General features: G+C 70.1%; 13 protein-coding genes. 5 read left to right on the top strand and 8 right to left on the bottom strand.

Translation table 11 applies throughout. From position 1 onward, the window contains the following. Nucleotides 1-66 precede the first annotated feature (66 nt). Nucleotides 67-2724 (bottom strand): cellulose binding domain-containing protein, encoded by a 2658-nt coding sequence (locus OHT01_RS08655; RefSeq protein WP_328552543.1) that lies wholly within the window; start codon nucleotides 2722-2724, stop codon nucleotides 67-69. Nucleotides 2725-2909: 185 nt separating this feature from the next. After that, nucleotides 2910-5834: a glycoside hydrolase family 48 protein gene (locus OHT01_RS08650; RefSeq protein ID WP_328552542.1), complete on the bottom strand. Its 2925-nt coding sequence runs from the start codon at nucleotides 5832-5834 to the stop codon at nucleotides 2910-2912. A 255-nt stretch (nucleotides 5835-6089) separates the two neighbouring features. Between OHT01_RS08650 and OHT01_RS08645 the strand changes: the two genes are divergently transcribed. Both OHT01_RS08645 and OHT01_RS08640 read left to right on the top strand, forming a co-directional pair. Next, nucleotides 6090-7574 carry a cellulase family glycosylhydrolase gene (locus OHT01_RS08645; RefSeq protein ID WP_328552541.1) on the top strand — a complete coding sequence of 495 codons (1485 nt, stop codon included), beginning with the start codon at nucleotides 6090-6092 and terminating at the stop codon, nucleotides 7572-7574. A gap of 11 nt (nucleotides 7575-7585) precedes the next feature. Next, nucleotides 7586-9301, top strand: a complete 1716-nt coding sequence (locus OHT01_RS08640) for a glycoside hydrolase family 6 protein (RefSeq protein WP_328552540.1) — start codon at nucleotides 7586-7588, stop codon at nucleotides 9299-9301. A 29-nt stretch (nucleotides 9302-9330) separates the two neighbouring features. Here OHT01_RS08640 and OHT01_RS08635 read toward each other — a convergent pair whose 3' ends face one another. Further along, on the bottom strand, nucleotides 9331-10107 hold the full coding sequence (locus tag OHT01_RS08635) for a phytanoyl-CoA dioxygenase family protein (RefSeq protein ID WP_328552539.1): 777 nt from the start codon (nucleotides 10105-10107) through the stop codon (nucleotides 9331-9333). Between the two features lie 140 nt (nucleotides 10108-10247). Between OHT01_RS08635 and OHT01_RS08630 the strand changes: the two genes are divergently transcribed. After that, nucleotides 10248-11156, top strand: a complete 909-nt coding sequence (locus OHT01_RS08630) for a class I SAM-dependent methyltransferase (RefSeq protein WP_328552538.1) — start codon at nucleotides 10248-10250, stop codon at nucleotides 11154-11156. A 128-nt stretch (nucleotides 11157-11284) separates the two neighbouring features. Beyond that, nucleotides 11285-11986, top strand: coding sequence for an SDR family oxidoreductase (locus OHT01_RS08625; protein ID WP_328552537.1), 702 nt, complete (start codon nucleotides 11285-11287; stop codon nucleotides 11984-11986). Nucleotides 11987-12029: 43 nt separating this feature from the next. On the opposite strand, the gene OHT01_RS08620 is transcribed toward OHT01_RS08625, so the two are convergent. From OHT01_RS08620 to OHT01_RS08605, 4 genes are all read right to left on the bottom strand, one after another. After that, nucleotides 12030-12725 (bottom strand): glycoside hydrolase family 75 protein, encoded by a 696-nt coding sequence (locus OHT01_RS08620; protein ID WP_328552536.1) that lies wholly within the window; start codon nucleotides 12723-12725, stop codon nucleotides 12030-12032. Nucleotides 12726-12901: 176 nt separating this feature from the next. Then, entirely contained in the window at nucleotides 12902-13693 is a 792-nt protein-coding gene (locus tag OHT01_RS08615; protein WP_328558057.1) for an aldo/keto reductase, read from the bottom strand. A gap of 217 nt (nucleotides 13694-13910) precedes the next feature. Beyond that, nucleotides 13911-15737, bottom strand: coding sequence for an AMP-dependent synthetase/ligase (locus tag OHT01_RS08610; protein ID WP_328552535.1), 1827 nt, complete (start codon nucleotides 15735-15737; stop codon nucleotides 13911-13913). Nucleotides 15738-16055: 318 nt separating this feature from the next. Next, on the bottom strand, nucleotides 16056-16928 hold the full coding sequence (locus OHT01_RS08605; RefSeq protein WP_328552534.1) for a LysR substrate-binding domain-containing protein: 873 nt from the start codon (nucleotides 16926-16928) through the stop codon (nucleotides 16056-16058). A gap of 221 nt (nucleotides 16929-17149) precedes the next feature. Here OHT01_RS08605 and OHT01_RS08600 point away from each other — a divergent pair, with 221 nt between their 5' ends. Next, entirely contained in the window at nucleotides 17150-18283 is a 1134-nt protein-coding gene (locus tag OHT01_RS08600) for a bile acid:sodium symporter family protein (protein ID WP_328552533.1), read from the top strand. Here OHT01_RS08600 and OHT01_RS08595 read toward each other — a convergent pair. Then, entirely contained in the window at nucleotides 18216-19454 is a 1239-nt protein-coding gene (locus OHT01_RS08595; protein WP_328552532.1) for a DUF4185 domain-containing protein, read from the bottom strand. The two genes, OHT01_RS08600 and OHT01_RS08595, sit on opposite strands and share 68 nt — an antisense overlap. Nucleotide 19455: the final 1 nt, after the last annotated feature.

Raw genomic sequence — 19455 nt, 5'->3', positions numbered from 1 at the left:
GTCGCCACACTCTCAGGGGCGCGCGCCCGACCGGCACGCGCCCCCGAGGGCGAAGAGCAAGAAGGGTCAACTCACCGCGCAGGTCTGATCCCCCAGCTTGAAAGCCGTCGGTTTCGTGTTCGTCCCCGTCCAGCTCCCCGTGAAGCCGAAGCCCACCGTCGAACCCGGGGCCACGTTCGCGTTCCACGTCAGGTTCTTCGCCGTGACGGCCGCGCCCGACTGCGTGTGGTCGGCGTTCCACAGCTGGGTGATCTTCTGGCCGTCCGGGAAGGTCCAGCCCAGTGTCCAGCCGCTCCAGGCGACGGAGCCGGTGTTGGCGAGGGACACGTCGGCCTGGAAGCCGCCCTGCCACTGGTTCGTGATCTTGTACGTCACCGCGCAGGCGCCCGTCGGCGGGGGAGTCGGGTCCGTACCGCCCCCGCCGCCGTCCCCGGTGTCCGAACTGTCGCCGTAGACGATCCCGCGTCCGTTCGTCGACACGTACACCCGCCCGTAGATCCGCGGGTCACCGGTGATGGCCGCGCCGGTCCAACCCCACTGGTGGGCGTCGTCGTTGATGCGGGTCCAGCTCGCCCCCTTGTCCGTCGAGCGGAAGATCCCGCGGACGCCGCCGATCTTCGCGCTGGTGTAGAGCGTCTGGTAGGAGGCGCCGGCCGCCGCCTTGCCGAAGCCGATGGTGTCGGCCTGCTCGACGTTCGACAGCCTGGTGAAGTTCGCGCCGCCGTCAGTCGAGTGCCACAGTCCGTACGCGCCGTCGCTCGCGCCGCCCGCGAGCCACACATCGCCCTTGGTCCCGGGCAGCGCCTTGAAACGCACGCTGTCCCCGCTGGGCAGGTTCCCGGCCGAGGACGCCGTGAAGGTCGCGCCGCCGTCCGAACTGACATAGAACTTCCCCGACTTGAAGCCGTAGAAGGTCTTCGGATCGACCCGGTCCGACTCGACGGCCGCGCCGGAGGGGATGCCGCTCGACGCGGACCACGAGGTACCGAACCCGGTGGTGTACTGCACCCCGGTGCCGGCCGGGCTCCACACGAAGCGGCTGCCGTCCGAGGCCGCGGCGACCGTCCCGCCGCCGGTGACGCCCGAAGGGTCGCTGCCCGCGAACCAGTTGGCGCCGTTGTCCGTCGAGAAGCCGATGTGCGGCCCGGAGTCGAGGTTTCCGACGCGGACCACGGTGTTCGGGTCGGTCTCGGCGTAGTCGAGGCTGGTCGTGGTGGTGAGGTTCGGTGAGGTGTACATCATCGAGGGGACCTTGGTGAGATCCGTGTGCCGGAAGCCGCCGACGTCACCGAGCGCGCTGAGCAGGGGAGCGCCCGACGGGGGAGAGGCGAGGTCGTTGACGGCCGTCTCCTCCAGGCCCTGGACCATGGGCTTGACGGTGAACTGGCCCCCGGTGTCCCAGTTGGTGAGGTTCTCGGTGCCGTAGATCGTCGCGCCGGTCCCGTACATCATCCGGGCGGAGTCGAACGGGTCGATCTCCAGTCCCTCGGTCATCCAGCCGAGTTTGGGAGTCTGCTCGGGTGGCGAGGGATTCGCGCCGAAGGTCAGCCAGGGCACGGACGAGACGTCCGTCGTGTAGCGGTTGGAACGGTTCGGGTACGACGAGTAGTCCCACGCCTGCGTCCAGGTGCCGCCGCTGTCCGTGGACCGGAAGATCTGGGTGTCCGGCCACCAGGAGCTGTACGCCGTCGCCATCACGGTGCCCGGGTGCTGCCGGTCCACGGTCAGCCCGCTGAATCCGTAGTAGGTGTCGGCCTCCGCGACCGGGCTGATGTCCGTCCACGTCCCGGTCCTCGTCGCGTAGCGCCACAACTGGCCCTTGCCGCCGTCGTACGGACCGCCCTTGTCGCTGTACGCGAGATAGAGGTAGCCGTTCACCGCGTCGAGGACGCCCTTGTGGGCGAGGTAGCCGGTGGGCTGGCCCGCGATCCTGGACCAGGTCGCGCCGCCGTCCGTCGAGCGGTAGACCGCGTTGTCCTTGTCGGCGACCCCCACGTAGATCGTCTGCGTGGTGCTTCCCGAGGTGCCGGTCGACTCGTCGAAGGTGACCCAGACGATGCCCTGGTTGTCGGAGGCGTAGCCACTGGTGTCGGTCGCGTCCTGCACATAGTCGCCGACGTTGGGGAAGCCGGTGACCTGTGACCAACTGGCTCCGGAGTCCGTGGACTTCCACAGGCCCTTGCCGCTGGGCGCCCCGAGATACAGCACGCTGTTCCTGTTGGGGTCGACGGCCAGCCGCTCCCCCATGCCCCGTCCGGGCATGTTGCCGCCCAGCTTGAAGGGCAGGTCGGCCTTCTGCCAGCTCGCGCCCCGGTCGGCGGAGCGCAGGACGGCCCCGTTGGTCGGGTCCCAGCCGTTGGTGTACGTGCCCACCGCCGCGTACACCTTGTCCGGGTCGACGGAGTCGGAGGCGAGGCTGACGACGCCGGAGTGGCCCCACTCGTCCCAGCCGACCGAGTCGAGCAGGGGGGTCCAGCTCTTCGAGGCCTGGACCCAGCGGTAGGCGCCGCCGATGTCCGTACGGGCGTAGGCGAGGTTCTTCTCGGAGCGGTTGAAGACGATGTCCGGGACGAAGCCGCCGCCGTCGATCCGGGCGTTCTTCCAGGTGTACGTGTCGGCCGCGACGGCTGTCGTGGGGGAGCTCGCGGCCAGTGCGGGCGGGGTGCCGGCCAGCAGTCCGGCGGCGAGGGCGAGCACGGCCGTGAGGATGCGGGTTCTTCGCACGGTGGGTCCTCTCCGGGAAGATCGGGGGGAAAGAGGCGGAGTGGGGCGGAAAAGGAGCGCAGGACAAGGGGAGTTGGCGGAGGGACAGGAGTGATGGCCGGGCGGCCCTCAGCTTGGTGAGGGACCGCCCGGCCGGTGGCCCTGCCGTCAGGGACAGGGCCGCGTACCCGGAGCCACAGCGGGGACTATTCGAGAAGCTCCGCGTACGAACCCATGGCGAGGGCGATGTCCGCCTGCGCCCAGAACCGGTGGTACGTGAAGGAGGGCGCGGCGCCGCCCGCCAGATAGGCCTGGATCTTCGACCAGGCAGGGTCGTTCTTGTAGAAGGACCGCAGCGAGGCGAAGGTGGAGGAGGAGTTGACCGCGTCGCCGTTCGGCATCGTGCCGGAGAAGGTGCTCGGCACGTACACGCTGTCGTTGAAGCGGTTGTAGTCGGCGCGGGTCTCCGGGACGGCTATGCCCAGACCGTCCTGGTAGTTGTTCCACATGCCGTCCAGGAGCGCCTTGGCCGTCGTCTTCGCCTGGGTGTTGCCGGACTTGGCGGCGTAGTACGACAGGGTCTTGGCGTACGCGGCGGCCACCCCGACGTCGTTCGTGTAGTCGGCGACCGTGACGTGAAGTCCGCTGTTGGCACCGGGACTCGACGCGTTCCAGGTGTCCGGGGCGCCGGACCACTGGAGGGTGGAGGGGATCTGGTAGGTGCCGTCCGGGTTGATCGTGGTCTTGGACAGCGCCCACGCGACCCACTTGTCGAGGACCGCCTTGGCGCTCGCGTTCCCCGTCTGCTGGTAGTACTCGGCGACCCGTTCCATGGACCACGCCTGGAAGCCGAACCACTGGTTGGACGGCGGGTCGTGGTACACCGGCTGCTGGTCGTAGTACATGCCGTAGAAGGTCGGCGTGCCGGTGGGAGGCGTCGCGTACCGGCCCGCCCAACTGTTGGTCGCGCCGCCCGCGATGGCGCCCTCGCTCGACTGGAGCCAGCGGTAGAACTCCAGTTGCCGGGTCAGCGAGGTGGCCCAGTCCGAGGCGCCGGTCGCCGACTTGGGCCTGAGGTCGGCGTTGGTGCTGAGCGCGTAGGCGGCCAGCGGGTTCTGGTAGCCGCCGTGGACATGGCTGGAGCCGATGCGCCAGGCCCAGCCCGCCGAGGTGTCGTTCGCGCCGCCCCAGGCGTAGTACCAGGAGATCAGATAGTCCGAGGCGTCCTTGCCGGTACCCGCGGGGCAGGTCGTCGGGCCGACGCAGTTGCCAATTTTCTTGAAGTACTTGTCGTACATGGCGTAGCGCAGATAGTCGCCCATCTTCGCCGCCTTGCCGACCGTGGTCGAGACGTCGGCGCTCTTGCCCTGGGCCTTGGCCCACACGTCGGCCCAGTACGCGGCCTGCACCGCGCGCGCGTCGGCGTCCGGGGCGTCCGTGTACTTCCACTGCTTCGCGTACGAGGAGTCCCCGGTGAAGAGGTCCAGGTACCCGTTCTTGCCCCCGTACTTGAAGGCGTCGCAGGTCGGCTGCGGCACCGTCTCCCACACCGACTCCTGCGCACCGCGCTGGAAGGTGTTGATGTACGACGGGCCGGTCGCCGTCGGACCCGCCTCGCACTTGCCGGGCTCGTTGCCGTAGCCGTAGGTGTTGTCCACGTCCTGGAGCCAGTGCATGCCGTACACGTCGTCCGTGCCGTACGCGCTCTTCAGCTCGCCGGCGATCGGGTCGGAACCGACCGAGACGCCGGTGTCGAGCTTGGCCGGGTACTCGTTCGGGGTGTCCAGCTCGGGCGCGTAGGTGGCCGGTTTGGAGGCGTTGTAGAAGGAGTTCGTCGGCTGGTCGGCGTGCGTGGGGATCATGTACGTCTCCATGGTCGTCCACGCGGCGTTGAACTTCGACCAGTCGCCGGTGACCTTCCCGTACATCGCCTGGAGCCAGATCAGATAGCTGTACGCCTCCGACGTCGTCTCATGTCCTTGGTCCGGCGCCTCGACGATCAGCGTCTCCACCGAGTGGTAGGGAATGCCCTCGGGGGAGAAGTAGCCGTTCGCCGGGTCGGTGATCTTGCCGTAGAGGTCCAGGAAGCGCGCGTCGTACGCCTTGGTCGCGGCCAGTTCCGTCACGGTGACGGTGGCCTTGGCCTGGCCGGTCGCGGAGGCCGTGAAGGTCGCGGACCCCGTGCCCGAGGCGTCGGCGGTGACGGTCACCGTCTGGGCCGTGTTCCAGTTGGACGGGGTGAACGCGAGACTCGAACCGCCGGTCACGGACAGCCCGGTGTTGCCGTCCGTGCGGGCCACCGCCACGGTCACATCGGCGCTCGGCTGCGTCGAGAGCTTCACCGCGAACGTCCCCGACTTGCCCTGTTGGACGCCGAGTTGGGTCGGCGATGCGACGATCGCGGGCCCCGAGGCGACCGTGATGCCGGCCGGCGTGGACTCCGCCGAAGCGCCCAGGCTGTCGTACGCCTTCGCGAGGATGGAGTGACTGCCCACGGCCAGTCCGGACGCCGACAGTGTGAACGGCGAGCTGGTGTCGGTGCCCAGCAGGGTCGTGTCGTCGTAGAACTCGACCTTGGAGACGGTCGCCCCGTCGGCCGCCGCCGCGGTCGCGGCCAGCGGGACGGCGTCGCCCTGCGTGTAGACGGCGCCCGCCGCCGGGCTGGTCAGCACGGTGAGGGGTGGCTGATGTGCGCCGGTGCAGGTGGTGCCGTTGACGGCGTAGGAGGCCGGGGCGGTGTTGGTGCCGCTGTAGGTGAACTGGGCGCCGGCGGTCACGGCGGTCCCTGCGGCGATCGTCCCGTTCCACGCCGCGTTCTTCGCGGTGACCGTCTTGCCGGACTGGGACCAGGTCCCGTTCCAGCCGTTGGTGAGGGTCTGGTTGCCCGTGTAGGCGTACGTCAGGGTCCAGCCGTTGATGGCGTCGGTGCCCCGGTTGGTGATCGTCAGATCCGCGGTGAAGCCGGAGCCCCAGTCGTTGGTCTTGTAGTCGACGCTGCACTGAACCGTGGCCGCGTGTGCGGGAGTCGTACCGGTCGCCAGAGTCGTGAGCGGGAGGGCGAGAGCCGCCACGACGGCGGTCCACAGGCGTCGCGAGCTGCGACGACGTCTCCATCGAGGGCTGGGATCCATGGTGCTGGTTCCTCCTTGCGGCTCGGAGAATGGGGGGAGGAGCAACAAGCCTTGAACCAGTGGGAGCGCTCCCATATTGGAGAGAGGGGTGTGAGGGGTCAAGGTGCTTGAAGAGTCGAAATGATTCGATTGATCAACAGTGCAACTCCTCTGTCCAACAACGGAACTTGGCGCTAGCTTCATCGGCACCAGTGGGAGCGGTTCCATCAGTCGACGCGTCGATCAAGGCGCGCCAGAGCTGCAAGGAGTCGCTTCATGCGTCACCCCCCGCGTCTTTCCCTCTTAGTGATCGGCGCCGCGGTCGCCCTTGTGGGCACGGCCGTCGCGCCGGTCGTCACGGCTTCGGGAGCCACACCCGCGTGCACGGTGGAGTACTCGGTCACCGGCCAGTGGGACACCGGCTTCCAGGGCGCCGTGACCATCACCAACAACATGGCAGCGCTGAGCAGTTGGAGCCTCGGCTTCGACTTCTCCGGCGGCCAGAAGGTCACCCAGGGCTGGAGCGCCAAATGGTCCCAGTCCGGTACGACGGTGACCGCGTCCAACGAGAGCTGGAACGGCACGCTGGCCACCGGTGCGAGCGTCAGCGCCGGGTTCCTCGCCTCCTGGTCGGGAAGCAACGCCGTGCCCACGGCCTTCCGGCTCAACGGCACCACCTGCAATGCGGACGTCCAGCCGACGCCCACACCCACGCCCACCCCGACCGATCCGCCGCCGACCGGCGGTGAGGCGCCGGAACTGCACGTCTCGGGCAACAAGCTGGTCGACTCCGCCGGAGCCACCCGCAGGCTGCTCGGAGTCAACCGCTCCGGCGGCGAGTTCATGTGCGTCCAGGGCTACGGCTTCTTCGACGGTCCCGTCGACGACGCCTCCGTCAAGGCGATCGCCGACTGGAAGGCCAACACGGTCCGCATCCCGCTGAACGAGGAGTGCTGGCTGGGCCTGTCCAACATCAAACCGGAGTACGCCGGCGCCAACTACATCGCCGCGGTCAAGGACCTGGTGTCCAAGGTCGAGGCGCACGGCATGACCCCGGTCCTCGACCTGCACTGGACGTACGGCCAGTACACGGGCAACTCGGCGGGCTGCTCCGACGTGCACGCGACGTGCCAGAAGCCGATGCCCGACGCGCAGTACACCCCGTCCTTCTGGGCCTCGGTGGCGAGCACCTTCAAGGACGACCGGGCCGTCGCGTTCGACCTGTTCAACGAGCCCTACCCGGACCGCGCGACCTCCACGACCACCCAGGCGTGGACCTGCTGGCGCGACGGCGGCACCTGCCCCGGCATCTCCTACCAGGTCGCCGGAATGCAGAGCCTGGTCGACTCGGTACGCGGCACCGGCGCCAAGAACCTGATCCTGGCCGGCGGCCTCGCCTACTCCAACGACCTGAGCCAGTGGCTGACGTACAGACCGAGTGACCCGACGGGCAATCTCGTCGCCGCGTACCACGTCTACAACTTCAACACCTGCGCGAGCGAGAGCTGCTGGACCTCCACACTCGCCCCGGTCGCGGCCCAAGTACCGCTCGTGGCGGGGGAGATCGGGGAGAACACCTGCTCCCACTCCTTCGTCGACACCGTCATGAAGTGGTTCGACGACCGGGGGCTCTCGTACCTCGGCTGGACCTGGAACACCTGGGACTGTTCCTCCGGCCCGTCGCTGATCTCGAACTACGACGGCACTCCGACCTCCTACGGCATCGGGCTGCGCGACCACCTGCGCGCCCTCAACGGATAAGGAACCCGCACATGAGCCGTGCAAGAACAGCACTTCTCGGGGCACTCGCCCTGATCGCCGCGGGAACGGGCGCCGCCTCGGCCGTTCCCGCCGACGTCGGCACCAACGCCGTCGCCTCCATCCCCTGCACCGTCGACTACAAGGTGCAGAGCCAGTGGGACACCGGCTTCACCGCCGCCGTCACCGTCACCAACAACAGCGCGGCCAAGTCCTCCTGGGCGGTCAAGTGGTCGTACGCCGGGAACCAGAAGGTCACCTCCGGCTGGAACGCCAAGATCACCCAGAGCGGCACGGCCGTCACCGCGGCCAATGAGACGTACAACGGCACACTGGCGACCGGGAGTTCGGTGAGCTTCGGCTTCAACGGCTCCTACAGCGGCACCAACGCGCTGCCGACGTCCTTCACCCTCGACGGCGTCACCTGCAACGTCGATGACGGAGGCGGCGGGGGAGGCGGGGGAGGCGGCGGCACCGGCACCCGCGTCGACAACCCGTACTCCGGCGCCAAGGTGTACGTGAACCCGGAATGGTCGGCGAAGGCCGCCGCCGAGACCGGCGGCAGCAGGATCTCCAACCAGCCCACCGGTGTCTGGCTCGACCGGATCGCCGCGATCAACGGCTCGTCCACCAGCATGGGCCTGCGCGCCCACCTCGACGCGGCGCTCGCCCAGAAGGGCACCGGCGAAGAGGTCGTCCAACTCGTCGTCTACGACCTGCCCGGACGCGACTGCGCCGCCCTCGCCTCCAACGGTGAACTCGGCGCGACGGACATCGACAAGTACAAGACGCAGTTCATCGACCCGATCGCGGCGATCCTCGCCGACAGCAAGTACGCCTCCCTGCGCATCGTCACCACCATCGAGATCGACTCGCTGCCGAACCTCGTCACCAACACCGGCAGCCGGGCCACCGCCACCGCGAACTGCGACACCATGCTCGCCAACGGCAACTACGTGAAGGGCGTCGGCTACGCGCTCGCCAAGCTCGGCGCGATCCCGAACGTCTACAACTACCTCGACGCCGGCCACCACGGATGGCTCGGCTGGGACGACAACTTCGCCCCCGCCGCCAACATCTTCAAGCAGGCCGCGACGGCCGAGGGCGCGACGGTCGACGACGTCCAGGGCTTCATCACCAACACGGCGAACTACAGCGCCCTCAAGGAGAACAACTTCACCATCAACGACACGGTGAACGGCACCTCGGTGCGCCAGTCCAAGTGGGTGGACTGGAACCGCTATGTCGACGAGCTCTCCTTCGCGCAGGCCTTCCGCACCGAACTCGTCTCGCTCGGCTTCAACTCCGGCATCGGCATGCTGATCGACACCTCCAGGAACGGCTGGGGCGGCACCGCCCGGCCCACCGGCCCCGGCGCGACGACCAGCGTCGACACCTATGTCGACGGAGGACGCTACGACCGCCGTATCCACATCGGCAACTGGTGCAACCAGTCGGGCGCGGGCCTCGGCGAGCGGCCGCAGGCGGCACCGGCGGCCGGCATCGACGCCTACGTCTGGATGAAGCCTCCGGGCGAGTCCGACGGCTCCAGCACGGCGATCGCGAACGACGAGGGCAAGGGCTTCGACCGGATGTGCGACCCGACGTACACGGGCAACGCCCGCAACGGGAACAGCCTCTCCGGCGCGCTGCCGAACGCTCCGCTCTCCGGGCACTGGTTCTCCGCCCAGTTCCAGGAGCTCATGAAGAACGCGTACCCGGCCCTGTGACCGGCTGAGCGCGTGCGGTCCGCCAGGGGTCAGCTCCCCTTCCCCAGCCCCTGGCGGATCGCGAACTCCACCGCCGAGTAGTCCCCGTCGGCCCGCTCCAGCTCCAGGGGCACCGCCGGGGACAGCGGCGGCTGCGCCATGAACCGGGGCCGGCTGCCGTGGTGCGGCTGCGCCGCGTGCACCAGGAACGGATGACACAGGTAGACGTCGCCGGGCCGGCCGGTGGCGTACGCGACCGGCCGGTGCGCCGACGCCTCGACCAGGCGGGGCGCGATGTCCAGGCCCGAGACGCCCTCCTCCCCGTACGGCTCCAGGATCGGCGGCACGTCCAGGTGCGAGCCGACGCGGATACGGGTCGGGGCGTCCTCGGGGCCCACCTCGCTGAACAGGAACAGCATCAGCAGCGCGCGGTCCCGGGAACGGAGATTGGTGTGGTACCAGGTCGCGCCCTCGGGCATATAGCTGCCCTCGATGTGCCAGCCCGCGTCGTCCGGCTCCAGCTCATGCGGGAAGCGCAACGGGAAACTGCCCAGCGAATAGCGCGGCTCCCAGCGGCCCTCCCCGAGCAGCAGGTCGAACGCCTCGTGCAGGGCGGGTGAGTTGACGGCCGCGGCGAAGGGTCCCTGGGCCATCCCGGAGATCCAGCGCACGGGCTCGGTCCAGGTGGCGGGGTCGTCCGGGGAGCAGCCGGTCTCCTTCCACAGCAGCCGGGCGCAGTCCGCGGCGACCCGGGGCGGGAAGGCGCCCTCGACGCGCACGAAGCCGTCCTTGAGGAAACGCTCCAGCATGACGTCGGCGTCGTCCATCCGGCCATGTTCGACGACGGGCCCCCGCGGGCGCATCCGGTTTTCCGGCGGCCCCTTTTTTTGCCGTTCGAGCAACACGACTGGCCGTTTCCGGGAGTGCCGGGGCAGGCTGTCCCCATACCGAGAGAGAGGCCCGTCCCATGGCATCCGACCACCACGAACACGTTCACGGCCCGGCGCGACCCCACGGGCACGGGCACGGTGACACCCATATGGACTTCGCTCAGATGCTGCCCCTGCTGGTGCAGGAGGCGGAGCTGTTCACCCCTGCGTATGCCGAGGCGGCCGAGTGGCTGCGGGAGCAGCGGCCCGAGCCGGGACTGATCGTGGACGCGGGCAGCGGCCCCGGCGTCATCTCCTGTCTGCTCGCCGAGAAGTTCCCCGGTGCCCGGGTCGTCGCCGTGGACGGCGCCGAGCCCTTGCTGGCGGAGGCCCGCACCCGCGCCGAGCGGCTCGGTGTCGCCGACCGCTTCGGCACGATCGAGGCCGAACTCTCCGAGGGCGTGGGCGACTTGGAGTACCCCGCGGATCTGCTGTGGGCCAGCAGGTCGCTGCACCATGTCGGTGACCAGCGGGCCGCGCTCGCCGGCTTCGTCCGGAGCCTGGCGCCCGGTGGCATGCTCGCCCTGCTGGAGGGCGGTCTGCCCACGCGGTTCCTCCCGCGGGACACCGGCATCGGCCGCCCCGGCCTGGAGGCCCGTATCGACGCGGTGCACGACGAGTGGTTCACCCGGATGCGGGCCGAGCTGCCCGGTTCGGTGGCGGAGACGGAGGACTGGCCCGCTCTGCTCGGCGCCGTCGGCCTGCGTCACACGGCGACCCGCACCTTCCTCCTCGACCTCCCCGCCCCCGTATCGGACGAGGCCCGCGCCTTCGTCGTCACCGCCCTCACCCGCCGACGGGACGGCCTCGCCGAAGCGCTCGACCCGGACGACCTCGCCACACTCGACCGGCTCCTCGACCCGGAAGACAAGGCGAGCGTGCACCACCGCTCGGACGTTTTCCTGCTGACGGCCATGACGGTGTACGTGGGGGTCAGGCCGGAGTAGTCCCGGTGGCCGCCCGCCCATCGCGCGCGGCCGGCGGACCTTGACATCGAGTGTGCTCCAAGTGATGAACTCCCCCGGTTCAGTGCACAGTTGGCCCGCGCTGGGCCGGACACTCCTGGGGGTACACCATGACCGACTCTCCCGTCGCGCTCATCACCGGAGGCGGAAGCGGTATCGGAGCCGCGGTCGCCCGCCGGCTGCTCGACGCCGGGCACCGGGTGGCCGTCACCGGTCGGGGCGAGGAGCGGCTGCGCGGTTTCGCCGAGGAACTCGGCCATCCCGAGGGGCTGTTGACGATCGTCGGGCACGCGGCCGAGCACGACCAGGTGCGGGCCGCGGTCGAGGCGACGCTCAAGGAGTTCGGGCGGCTCGACACGGTCGTGGCCAACGCCGGTTTCGCCACCCACGACACGGTGGCGGAGGGCGACCCGGCCGGCTGGTCCGAGATGGTGCTGACCAACGTACTGGGGCCCGCGCTGCTCATCAGGGCGTCCATCGACGCCCTGAGGGAGACCCGTGGCCGCATCGTGCTGATCGGCAGTGTCGCCGGGCATGTGAACACACCGGGCAACATCTACGGCGCGACCAAGTGGGCGGTGACCGGGCTCGCCGAGAACACCAGGCGCCAGGTCACCGAGTACGGGGTGGGCGTGACCCTGATCTCGCCCGGCCGCGTGGAGACCCCGTTCTGGGACAGCTACGGCAGCCTCCCGCCGGGGCACCTGCTGACGGCGGACCAGCTCGCGGACTCGATCGTCTGGGCGGTCGGGCAGCCGACGGGCGTCGACGTGAACACCGTGGTCGTCCGCCCGATCGGCCAGCCCGTCTGATCCCGGCCCGGCGGGGCGACAGGCGTCCCCGCCGGGCAGGTGCTCAGTTGTTCGCGAGGAACTGCCTGGCCAGCGAGTCACCGAGCGAGACGGCCGCGCTGTGGCTCTCGATGGGTGACACCTGGGAGTTCTTGAACAGGATGTACGTCACGCCCGAGTCGGCCCCGCCCGTCTCCGGGTCGGGGTCGATGCCGAGCGCGTTGGCCGTGGCGTACGACGCCTCGCCGATGATCTGCGTCGGACCGGTGTCGCCGACCACCGCGTACTCGACCTTGCCGTTGTAGACGACGGCGACCACACCACCGCCCTTGATGCCCGAACTCGTGTACTTCCAGATGCTGCTGGTGCTCGGCACGACGACGTAGGGCAGCGAGTCGGCGCGCAGCGCCTGGCCGTTGGACTGGTGGAAGGCCGTGTCGTCCTGGAACCAGGGGTCGGTGTCGGCGCTGCACTTGCCGGTGACCTGGCCGTCGCAGTCGATGTCCATGTCGGCCTTCCAGAACACGGCGCCGTTCTTGCCGCAGACCGGGACGGTGGCCGAAGTCTCCTCGTCGGTCCTGTACTTGCCGCTCGATATCTGCGAACAGGACGTCACTTTGGCGAGGAGGGCGGACGCGCTGACCGAACCCTCCTGTGCCGAGCGGGGGTTGGCCGTGCCGGAGGCGCTGGCCGGCAGCGTGGCGACGGCGAGCAGCGCCGCGCCGACGGCCGCGGACAGGGTCAGTGTTCGAGTGCGCACTGTGGGGGACCCTTCTGTTAGGAAACTTTCCTTACCGGGTTGCCCCACAAAATGGCCCTCCTTGCATGACCGCGTCAAGACCTGTGGCCCAGTTGGTCCGGTCCAAGGGTGCGAAAAAAGCCGCCGGCCCGGACGCGATGGGCGTCCGGGCCGGCGGCGGGCTGCGGGCGGGCCGGTCAGCCGATGTCGAAGGCGGCCGGGTCCGGGCCGATGCGGCGGTCCTCGTTCAGGGCCGAGATCGCCGCGATGTCCTCGGTGTCCAGGGAGAACTCGAAGACATCGATGTTCTCCTTGATCCGGGACGGGGTCACGGACTTCGGGATCACGACGGTGCCGAGCTGCAGGTGCCAGCGCAGGACGATCTGCGCCGGGGAGCGGCCGTGCTTCTGGGCGATGGCGACGATGGCCGGGACCTCCAGGAGGCCCTTGCCCTGTCCCAGCGGCGACCAGGCCTCGGTCGCGATGCCCTGCTCGGCGTGGAACTCGCGGGCCGCGCGCTGCTGAAGGTGCGGGTGCAGCTCGATCTGGTTGACGGCCGGGATGACCGACGTCGCGTCGATCAGCTTCTCCAGGTGCTCCGGGAGGAAGTTCGAGGTGCCGATGGCCTTGGCGCGGCCGTCCGCGTAGATCTTCTCGAAGGCCTTGAACGTGTCGACGTACGTGCCCCGGGACGGCGTCGGCCAGTGGATCAGGTACAGATCGACATAGTCCAGGCCGAGCTTCTCCAGCGAGGTGTCGAAGGCGCGCAGGGCGGAGTCGTACCCCTGGTCGCTGTTCCAGAGCTTGGTGGTGACGAAGAGCTCCTCGCGGGCGATGCCGGAGCTGTTGACGGCCTTGCCGGTGCCCGATTCGTTGCCGTAGATCGCCGCTGTGTCGATGCTGCGGTACCCGGACTCCAGCGCGGTGGCGACCGCCCGCTCCGCCTCGTCGTCCGGCACCTGCCAGACGCCGAAGCCCAGCTGCGGCATCTCGACGCCGTTGTTCAGGATGGTCGGGGGGACCTTGCTCACGAGCTCTCGATCCTTCAGTCGTCGGGTGGTACTCGTATCGTCAACGATCACGGGCCGTGATGCATTCCTGACCGGGCCCCCGGTCCGACGAATCAGAGATTGGCTGAAATGAACCGATCAATCATGCCGGAACGCCGGGGTCCCCGCCCCCGGAACGGAAGCGGCCTCGCCCGGACTACGTCCGGTAGAGCGCCTCGACCTCCGCCGAGTACGCCTTCTCGATCGCCTTGCGCTTCAGCTTCAGCGACGGCGTCAGCAGGCCGTGCTCCTCGGTGAACTGGTTGGCCAGTATCCGGAACGTACGGATCGACTCGGCCTGCGAGACCAGGGTGTTCGCGGCGACCACGGCGCGCCGCACCTCGGTCTCCAGATCGGGGTCGCGCACCAGATCGCCGGCGGACAGCGGCGGCTTGCCGCGCATCTGGAGCCAGTGCTCGACGGCCTCGGCGTCGAGGGTGACGAGCGCGGCGATGTAGGGCCGGTCGTTTCCGACCACTATGCACTGGGCGACCAGCGGATGGTCGCGCACCCGCTCCTCCAGCACGCCCGGCGAGACGCTCTTGCCGCCGGAGGTCACCAGGATCTCCTTCTTGCGCCCGGTGATCGTGAGGTACCCGTCCTCGTCCAGGGAGCCGAGGTCGCCGGTGGCCAGCCAGCCGTCGTGCAGGGTGGCGTCGGTGGCCTTGTCGTTGTTCAGGTAGCCCTGGAACACATTGCCGCCGTTGAGCCAGATCTCCCCGTCGTCCGCGATGTGCACGGTGGTGCCGGGGATCGCCTGGCCGACGGTGCCGAACCGGGTGAGCTCGGGCGGATTGGCGGTCGCGGCGGCCGTGGACTCGGTGAGCCCGTACCCCTCGTAGATGGTCACGCCCGCGCCCGCGAAGAACAGTCCGAGCCGCCGGTCCATCGCCGAGCCGCCCGACATCGCGTGCCTGACCCGGCCGCCCATCGCGGCCCGCACCTTGGAGTAGACGAGCTTGTCGAAGACCTGGTGCTGCATGCGCAGACTCGCCGAGGGGCCCGGACCGGTGCCCCAGGCCTTGGCCTCGACGGCGTCCGCGTAGCGCACGGCGGCGTCGACGGCCTTCTCGAAGGGACCGGCCTTGCCCTCCCTCTCGGCCTTGCGGCGGGCGGCGTTGAAGACCTTCTCGAAGATGTACGGCACGGCCAGGAAGAAGGTGGGCCGGAACGCGGCGAGGTCCGGCAGCAGCGCGGACGCGTGCAGTTGAGGCTGGTGCCCGAACTTGACCTTCCCGCGGAACGCGGCGATCTGCACCATCCGCCCGAAGACGTGCGCGAGCGGCAGGAACAGCAGCGTGGACGCCTCGTCACCACGCTTGGAGTGGAAGACGGGTTCCCAGCGGGTGATGACGGTGTCCGCCTCGAACATGAAGTTCGCGTGCGAGATGACACAGCCCTTGGGGCGCCCGGTGGTGCCCGAGGTGTAGATGATCGTCGCGGTCGACTCGGGGGTGACCGCCCGGCGGTGCCGGTGGACCACCTCGTCGTCGAGGTGCGCACCGGCCTCGTACAGCTCGTGCACCGCGCCCACGTCGAGCTGCCACAGCTTGTGCAACTGGGGCAGCCGGTCGACGACCGTGGCGATGGTCATCGCGTGGTCCTCGTGCTCCACCATGACGGCCGACACCTGCGCGTCGTGCAGCATCCAGAAGACCTGCTCGGCGGAGGACGTGGGGTAGATGGGCACGACCTGGGCGCCGATCGTCCACAGGGCGAAGTCGAACAGGGTCCACTCGTAGCGGGTCGGGCACATGATGGCGACCCGGTCGCCGAAGCGGACGCCCTGGGCGAGCATTCCCTTGGCGAGCGCCAGGACCTCGTCCCGGAACTCGGCCGAGGTGACGTCGCGCCACTGTCCCTGCTCGTCCTTGCGGCCGAGCGCGACGTGGAGGGGGTCCACCCGGGCATACTCGAACACGGCGTCGGCCAGGCCGCCGACCGGCGGCGCCGACGCCAACGGGGGGTTGGTGAACTCGCGCAATACCGCTCCTCGTGGCGCTCCGCACAGCGCCGTGAAAGCTACCCCACCACGCGACCGGGCGGGAGGGGCCTCGAACCGCCGAGGGGTGCGGGGTTCGCACAGGTCAGCCGCGGAAATGCCCCCACAAGGGGAAGGGTAGGACAGAATTCCTTACGGTTCCGTAGGTTTCGCGTCCGTAATCTCCACGGAATCGCTACGACCCGGGCCGGGTCACGAGTCCCTCCGGGAGCACATTCGGAACATCGCATTCCGCGGTCGGCGCGGGCTCCTCCGGCCCCGCCCCCTGCGTATGGGGAAGCGCCGGGCTCTTCCGCTCCGCTAGCCCTTCCGCCCCCGGTACAGCCGGTCCCCGCCCGCGAGGATCGCCGCCGCGAGCGCGTCCGCGGCCCCCTGCGCGGACGGCCGCCGGCGTCCGTGCACCAGCACGAAGTCGACCTCGCCGAGCTTCGGGAGCCCTGCACGCTCCGGTACCCGGACCAGGCCGGGCGGCACCAGCCCCCGCGAGTGGGCCATCACGCCGAGACCCGCGCGGGCCGCCGCGATCAGGCCGTTCAGACTGCCGCTGGTGCAGGCGATGCGCCACGGCCTGCCCTGGCGTTCCAGGGCTTCGAGGGCCAGCGCGCGGGTGATGCCCGGGGGCGGATAGACGATCAGCGGCACCGGACGGTCCGGGTCCAGCCGCAGCCGCTGGGCGCCGATCCAGACCAGCCGGTCGTGCCAGACGAGTTCGCCGCGCGGGTCCTCGGGCCGCCGCTTCGCCAGCACCAGGTCGAGATCCCCCGCGGCGAGCTGCTCGTGCAGGGTGCCGGACAGCTCGACCGTCAGCTCCAGGTCCACCTCGGGATGGTCCGTGCGGAAGCCCTCCAGGATCTCCGGCAGCCGGGTCAGCACGAAGTCCTCGGAGGCGCCGAAGCGCAGTCGCCCGCGCAGCCGGGTCCCGGTGAAGAACGCCGTCGCCTGCTCCTGCACCTCCAGGATGCGCCGAGCGAACCCGAGCATCGCCTCACCGTCCTCGGTGAGCTCCACGGAGTGCGTGTCACGGGAGAAGAACTGCCGCCCGGCCGCGTCCTCCAGCCGGCGCACATGCTGGCTGACCGTGGACTGGCGCAGTCCCAGCCGCCGGGCGGCCTGGGTGAAGCTCAGCGTCTGGGCCACCGCGAGGAACGTACGCAACTGGGAAGGGTCGTACACACCGCCACGCTATCGCGAAACGTGATGACAGTCAGAGCGGTATGACGGATTCCCGATCGCGGCACGGGAGAGGACGATGGAGAGGGCACGGTCCGCCGACGACCACCGGACGGCGAGTGACGACGACGGACGACGGCCGGACTTCGGCCGGAAGGGCCGGACGGCGGCGGGACAGTGGCCGGACGACGATTCAGACGCACCGAACCGAGCAGTGGAGCACCGTGAAACGCCTGCAGTGGCCGAGCTGGATGCCGGTCGACCCCTACATCCTCCTGCTGCTCGGGACCGTGGGCCTCGCCGCCCTGTTCCCGGCGAGCGGTACGGCGGCGGACGTCGCCTCCGGGGCCTCCACGGCCGCGATCGCCTTCCTCTTCTTCCTGTACGGCGCGCGCCTGTCCACCCGTGAGGCGATGGAAGGCCTCAGACACTGGCGGCTGCACGGCACGGTCCTCGTGTGCACCTTCGTGGCGTTCCCGCTGCTCGGCCTCGCCGCCCGCGGCCTCGAACCGGCACTCCTGACACACGACCTCTACACCGGCCTCCTCTTCCTCACGCTCGTCCCGTCGACCATCCAGTCGTCGATCGCCTTCACCTCGATCGCCCGCGGCAACGTGCCCGCCGCGATCTGCGCGGGCTCCTTCTCGTCGCTGGCGGGCATCGTCGTCACCCCGCTGCTCGCGGCGGTCCTCCTGGGCAGCAGCGGCGGCGGGTTCTCCGCAGACTCGCTCCTCAGGATCGTGCTGCAACTGCTGGTGCCCTTCGTGGCCGGACAACTGCTGCGCCCCTGGATCGGCGCCTTCATCACCCGCCACAAGCAGGTCCTCGGGTACGTCGACCGAGGCTCGATCCTGCTCGTCGTGTACACCGCGTTCAGCGAGGGCATGGTGCGGGGTATCTGGCACCAGGTCAGCGCCGTCCGGCTGGCCGGACTCCTCGTCGTCGAGGCGCTGCTGCTCGGTGTGATGCTCCTGCTGACCTGGTACGGCGCGAAGGCCCTGCGCTTCGGCAGGGAGGACCGGATCGCCATCCAGTTCGCCGGGTCCAAGAAGTCGCTCGCCTCCGGACTCCCCATGGCCGGCGTCCTGTTCGGCGCGCACGCCTCGCTCGCCGTGCTCCCGCTGATGCTCTTCCACCAGATGCAGCTCATGGTGTGCGCGGTGATCGCCAAGCGCCGCGCCCGCGACCCCGAGGTGACCGGCCCGGACAGCGCGGCCGGAACCAGGGGGGCGACGGGCACCGGCGGAAGGGCTGGCGGTGCGGGCGGGCCCACCGGTCCCGCCCGGTCCGTCAGGGCGCGGGTCTCCCCAGACGCAGCGTCACGAATCGCGGCCGGTACAGGGAGACGTTCCGGCTGAGGTTCTGCTTCGCCGCCGCGCCGGTGGAGTCGAGCCGGTTGACGTCGTAGCTGAGGACGACCCGGTCGCCGTCGCCCAGCTCCGGGTGCGCCTGCGGGTTGTACGCGGCCGCACCGGCGCTCGGGAGCGACGGGTCGAGGCCGCGGGCGGGGCCGTGCCAGGGACCGGTCGGCGCGCACGCCCAGTACGAGCTGACCGTGGTCAGGCCGGCGGCACCCGCCGCCATCGTGAACAGGACGTACGTGCCGCCGTCCCGCACCACCGTGAACGCGCTGCCCACGCCCGTGCGCCGGTCGTCCCCGAGCACCGGCGCCGGGCGCCCGCGCACGGTCCACGCCGAACCGTCCCAGTACTCCCAGGCCCCCGGCTCGCCGAGGCCGCCGCGCGGCACCCGCGCCACGTACGCCCGCCCGGCGGGGCGCGCGGCGGCCCGCCCGTCGTCACCCCCGAAGACGTACGTCCACGCGCCGGAGGCGACGGCCGCGGTGCCGAACAGCACGCGCCGGGAGGGGTCCGCGACCGTTCGCTGGTCCAGGGCCGTGGTGATGCCTTCGAGCCGCAGGGCGGGCAGCGAGAGCGTGGCGACCTCGGTGGCGGTGGGCACCCCGTAGATCCACGGCGGTTGTCCGGCGGTCCGGGTCCACAGCAGCACCCGCACGACCTTCCGGTCCGAGCCGGGGGCGCGGGGTTCGACCCGGGCGGCGACCGGCCAGCGCCACAGCGAGGGTGCCGGATCCGGGAAGAGGGGCGCGGGCAGGGTGCCGGTCAATCGGCCCTCGCGGGACATCACGACGGCCGAGTTGCGCACCAGGGGTGTGCCCGGGTCGCGCCACGCGTACGGCTCACCGACCGGGTTCGGCGGTCCGTGCACCGGGCCGAGATAGGTGTCCGAGAACAGCCACAGCACCCGGCCGTCCGGCAGTCGCACCGAATGGGTCCCGTCGCCGCCGGTCCAGTCGTCGGCACGGCCGTCGTCGTCGCCGTACCGGGCGAACTCGGCCGTGAGCCGGGCGTCCGCGGCCCAGGAGGTGACGGCGCGGGCGCGGCACGTGCCACCGCCGTCCCGGTGGTGGTCCGGGAGGGCGGTGAGCAGCACGGCCGCCGAGACCAGGGCCAGCAGGACGCCGAGCCCGGTCCCGTTCCGCCGCCGCGCTCGGGCGTCCTCGGGCACG

Source organism: Streptomyces sp. NBC_00358, from assembly GCF_036099295.1.
In the GTDB taxonomy this organism is placed as follows: domain Bacteria; phylum Actinomycetota; class Actinomycetes; order Streptomycetales; family Streptomycetaceae; genus Streptomyces.
This window is presented reverse-complemented; position numbering and strand designations above follow the sequence as displayed.

Coding starts and splice junctions, on each gene's coding strand:
- OHT01_RS08635 (WP_328552539.1), bottom strand. CDS start 10,107: ATGGACGACGCCGACGTCATGCTGGAGCGTTTCCTCAAGGACGGCTTC.
- OHT01_RS08630 (WP_328552538.1), top strand. CDS start 10,248: ATGGCATCCGACCACCACGAACACGTTCACGGCCCGGCGCGACCCCAC.
- OHT01_RS08645 (WP_328552541.1), top strand. CDS start 6,090: ATGCGTCACCCCCCGCGTCTTTCCCTCTTAGTGATCGGCGCCGCGGTC.
- OHT01_RS08640 (WP_328552540.1), top strand. CDS start 7,586: ATGAGCCGTGCAAGAACAGCACTTCTCGGGGCACTCGCCCTGATCGCC.
- OHT01_RS08625 (WP_328552537.1), top strand. CDS start 11,285: ATGACCGACTCTCCCGTCGCGCTCATCACCGGAGGCGGAAGCGGTATC.
- OHT01_RS08615 (WP_328558057.1), bottom strand. CDS start 13,693: ATGCCGCAGCTGGGCTTCGGCGTCTGGCAGGTGCCGGACGACGAGGCG.
- OHT01_RS08650 (WP_328552542.1), bottom strand. CDS start 5,834: ATGGATCCCAGCCCTCGATGGAGACGTCGTCGCAGCTCGCGACGCCTG.